This window comes from Synechococcus sp. R55.7 (assembly GCF_047461955.1).
GTDB lineage: Bacteria > Cyanobacteriota > Cyanobacteriia > Thermostichales > Thermostichaceae > Thermostichus.
On the sequence record NZ_JANSIC010000223.1, the window covers coordinates 1 to 4213 of the forward strand.

The 4213-nt window shown below is 54.9% G+C and carries 3 protein-coding genes; all 3 read right to left on the reverse strand.

Features of this window, described 5'->3' with window-relative positions; all coding sequences use genetic code 11:
* Nucleotides 1-427: 427 nt before the first annotated feature.
* On the reverse strand, nt 428-1648 hold the full coding sequence (locus tag NW820_RS10615; protein ID WP_414407465.1) for an aminotransferase class V-fold PLP-dependent enzyme: 1221 nt from the start codon (nt 1646-1648) through the stop codon (nt 428-430).
* Between the two features lie 186 nt (nt 1649-1834).
* Nucleotides 1835-3460, reverse strand: a complete 1626-nt coding sequence (locus NW820_RS10620) for a peptide chain release factor 3 (RefSeq protein ID WP_414389608.1) — start codon at nt 3458-3460, stop codon at nt 1835-1837.
* Nucleotides 3461-3763: 303 nt separating this feature from the next.
* The coding region (locus NW820_RS10625; RefSeq protein WP_414407466.1) for a hypothetical protein at nt 3764-4213 on the reverse strand (450 nt) is incomplete at its 5' end.

A 4213-nucleotide genomic window follows, 5' to 3' on the forward strand; every position in this document is an offset into this window, starting at 1 on the left:
GATAGTCAATTCAAATAGCAATGAGACACTGGCCAGTAGAATAGTCCGACTCGCAAAAGCAGGCCTTGTCACTTCATCAACAGAAGTTCCTCCATCTGCATGCATCCTTGCCCTCTTGAAAGCACTGCGGTCGCTTCAAACTAGATTGAGACGCTCCCCAAGCGTTCCGCGCTGCTTTTACCGACTCCCATACCCTTCCCTTCCGCTGTATGACCGGCTTTGTACGTCTGTGGGTCTGCTCCCTTCCTGGACATGCCCTACGACTCTCTCTCAGGTCAAGGCTTCTTTCTGAGGTCTACTGGCATGCCATCCTACCTGTAACGTCATCTCATCCTCAACTGAATTGACCATAGATCTGGAATCGTTTTACTGGTGTGCGAAGCAACTATACTTGCAATGTCGTGAAAGCGGCTCAACCGACAAAACCTCAGGGCAGATGCTGCAAGGCCAGCGCCAACTGTTCGTACTCTGCCAAACGGTTGTAGACCTGGGCCGAGATGCGTACCCAAAGCTGCCCGGCGAAGGGGATGATCGGAACCTCAATGCGGTACTTGTACCAGAGGTAATCGTGAAGCCGACGGGCGCGCTCCTCAAGAGGAAGCTCAGGGATCCACTGCTGCCAAAATGGCGGCAAGGGTAGGGTGGCCATAAAGCCCAACATCTTTTCGGGGGCGGGCGGGATCCCCTCAAGAGCCTCCAAGAGCAACTGCCGCGCCTGCAGCAGCAGAGTGTGGTTGTGCTGACGGATGTTGTCCAGTCCCACCCCTTGGATAAACGCCAGGGCTGCTGAAATGGCCAACCAAGCGCTGGGATCCCGTGTGCCCACCCAGTCGAACTCCGCTGTGAACCCTTGCCCATAGCCGTGGGAGATCACCGTAGGATGAGTTTGGGCCTGTCGATAGGGGGCCACCCACAAAAAGGCACAGCCTTTCGGGGCAAACAGCCACTTGTGGGCATTGCCGGTGTACCAATCGGCTCCTAGCTTTTCCAACTCCAAGGGGAGAACTCCGGGGGCATGGGCGCCATCCACCAAAACCGGGATCCCGCGCTCCCGACAGAGGCCGATCAGCTCAGGCAGGGGGTAGATCAGAGCCGTAGGCGAGGTGAGGTGATCCAACACCGCCAGGCGAGTTTGGGGAGTGAGGATGGCCTCGAAGGCCGCGATAACCTGCTCTGGCCCCGCAATGGGGAAAGGGATCTGCGCCTCAACTGGGATGGCTCCCCACTGGGCACAGATGTACTGCAATGCCTGACGAACGGCCCCGTAACCGTGATTGGTGCAGGCGATCTGATCCTCTGGCCGGAACCGCAGCGAGCGCAAAACGGCATTGACCCCGCTGGTGGCATTTTCCACAAACACCAAATTTTCGGGTTCGGCCCCGACGAAATGGGCCAGTTCTGCTGCCGCCGCCCGCAAGGCTCGAGGAAGTTCCTCTCCCATAAACTGCACCGGCTGAGCCTCAAGGCGTTCCCGCCATACACTCTGGGCCTGCAACACCTTTTTCGGGGTCGCGCCGTAGGAGCCGTGATTCAAAAAAACGGCTTGCGGATCCAGTCCCCACAAGGAGCGTTCGCAAAGTGGCGCACAAGCACTGAGGGCAGCGCCAAAGTGGGGAGAATCGGATCCCAGGTTGGAGAAGAAAGGCATGGTTCACTCCCTCTGTCCCTGGACGATGCAGGAAAAAGATGGGGGAATTGCTGCGATCTGTGTGAGGGGTTTGCTCAGAAATCCGAAGATATCAACACCTATCAACACCGCTGATGTGGAGACCAATGGCATCTCGACTGAATGTCAGAACCTAAGGCTCTTTGAGACGGATTCTCTTAGGTTGATCTATTGGCCGTCACCCAATTCTGGGCCGAGATCCGAGATAGGGGCAATTTTGCTGAGCTTGATTTTAGGGTTGCTGGCAGCAAATTGCTGTAAAGTCCACTCGTTCTTAAACAGAAGAACGGGCCTGTCTTGAATGTCTTTAACAACTAGGGTGTTAAACAAGCTGGGAATATTCTCCAGCGCCTTCCAGCCATTCTCGACCCAGCGGGCCAGGGTGTAGGGCAACATCTCCAGTCGGGTTTCGACGTTGTATTCACTTTCAAGGCGGTACTGCAAAACCTCAAACTGCAACTGGCCCACCGCTGCCACAATCGGATCCCGTTTGGAATCGTCGATAGAGTACATGATTTGTACAGCCCCTTCTTCCCGCAGTTCCGCTACCCCTTTCTGGAACTGCTTAAACTTGGAAGGATTGGGATTCTTCAAGTAGGCAAACAGCTCAGGAGAAAAGCTAGGGATCCCGGCGTAGCGCAGCTTCGGGCCGGTGTAGATGGTATCCCCAATGGTGAAGATGCCGGGATTATTCAGGCCGATCACATCCCCAGGGTAAGCTTCATCGATGGAGATGCGCTCTTGAGCAAACAACTTCTGGGGATAAGATAGGCGAATGGGACGATTGAGGCGGGCATGGTTGACCACCATATCCTTCTCAAACTTGCCGGAACAGATGCGCACAAAAGCAACGCGATCCCGATGGCGGGGATCCATGTTGGCCTGCAGTTTAAAGACGAAGCCCGTAAACTCAGGATGTTCGGGCGGGATTAGCCCAGCAGTGCTCTCGTGAGGCATTGGCGGTAAGGAATACTCCAAAAATGCATTGAGGAAAAGCTCCACCCCAAAATTGGTCATGGCACTGCCGAAAAAGACCGGGGTTTGTTTGCCAGAATGCACCTGTTTTAGATCCAAGGTGGGCATGAGACCATCCAGCAGTTCCAGCTCTTCCTTGAATTGGTAATACAAGTCCTTGTCGATCAACTCCTCAATTTGCGGATCCCCAAGTTTAATAACGGTATCTTGAACTTTTAGCCGCCCCCCAGATACCCGCTCAAAGAAATGAAACTCCTGAGTCCGACGGTCAAATAGGGCAGTAAACCGCTCGCCTGAGCCAATTGGCCAGTTGACAGGATAGGGCTTGAGGCCCAGTTCCGTCTCAATTTCATCCATCAGCTCCAAGGGATCCCGACTTGGGCGATCCATCTTGTTGATAAAGGTAAAAATCGGCAGCCCCCGCATCTGACACACTTCAAACAGCTTGCGGGTCTGGGTTTCCAACCCTTTGCCGGCATCTTCCAGCATCACGGCATTGTCAGCCGCTGCCAGGGTGCGATAGGTGTCTTCGCTGAAGTCCTGGTGGCCGGGAGTATCCAGCAGATTGAGACGAATGTTGCGGTAATCAAATTGCAGGACGGTAGAGGTGATGGAAATACCCCGCTGCTTTTCCAGTTCCATCCAGTCGGAAGTGGCCCGCTTTTGCGCCCGACGGGCCTTCACAGCTCCCGCTTCTTGAATGGCCCCCCCGTACAACAGCAGCTTTTCGGTGAGGGTGGTCTTCCCCGCATCGGGATGGGAAATAATGGCAAAGGTGCGCCGTTGCTCTACAGCTTTGGTCAAATCAAGATCTTTCATCAACTGTTGCCGCTCCACTACAACCTGGTCGTTTTAAAGAAGATGACGTTGCAATGCTGTCCCCTAAACGATGGGAGAAATAGGGAGAAGATAGAAAAACAAAAGTGAGAAGTAGGGTGAATAATGCACTTGATGATAATGGGCTTGGGTTGCCGCCAGGTAGCGAGGGGGAGAGAGCACAGGCCGAAAAGCGCGAAAAGCCAACAGAACCATTTTGACCCTAGCACAGGAACAGGGATCCCTGTTGTCTGGCATACTGGCGGAGATCTTGAGGGGGAATTTCCCAGGCCAACCGGCCAGAACTCAAAGCAGATGCTGCTCGTTGTTGTTGCGCAACGCTGACGTGAAGAGCAGTTGCTCAATCGTGGCAATGGTGAAGTTTTGGCTGATCACCAGCCGCTCGACGCGAATGCGGTGGGCTTGCAGGAGGCAATCTTGCTGCAAGGGCTTGGGCAATTGTTCCCAATGATCCAGCAGGACTTCCAGCAAAATCTCGCCCGGTAGCCCGGTGGCGCTTTCCAGGGATCCCAGCTTTTCTACCCTCTCGGCAGACCATTTGAGGGTAAGCTTTTGCAGGCCCAGTTGTGCATCCAGAGCCTCGCGGGGATCCGACTGGGCACCCTGCCCATTGGGGGTGCCATTGCGGCGAACCCCATTGTCGGTGCAAGCAGTAGCAGGGGGCAAAAGCTCGGCTGGCTTTTCAGCTAGAAATCGCAGGAGCCCCGCACTGTACCCGTAGGGTCGGTGTCGGGA

Excerpts from the sequence above, each read along its gene's own strand:
- NW820_RS10615 (WP_414407465.1), bottom strand. The coding sequence starts at position 1,648 with ATGCCTTTCTTCTCCAACCTGGGATCCGATTCTCCCCACTTTGGCGCT.
- NW820_RS10620 (WP_414389608.1), bottom strand. The coding sequence starts at position 3,460 with ATGAAAGATCTTGATTTGACCAAAGCTGTAGAGCAACGGCGCACCTTT.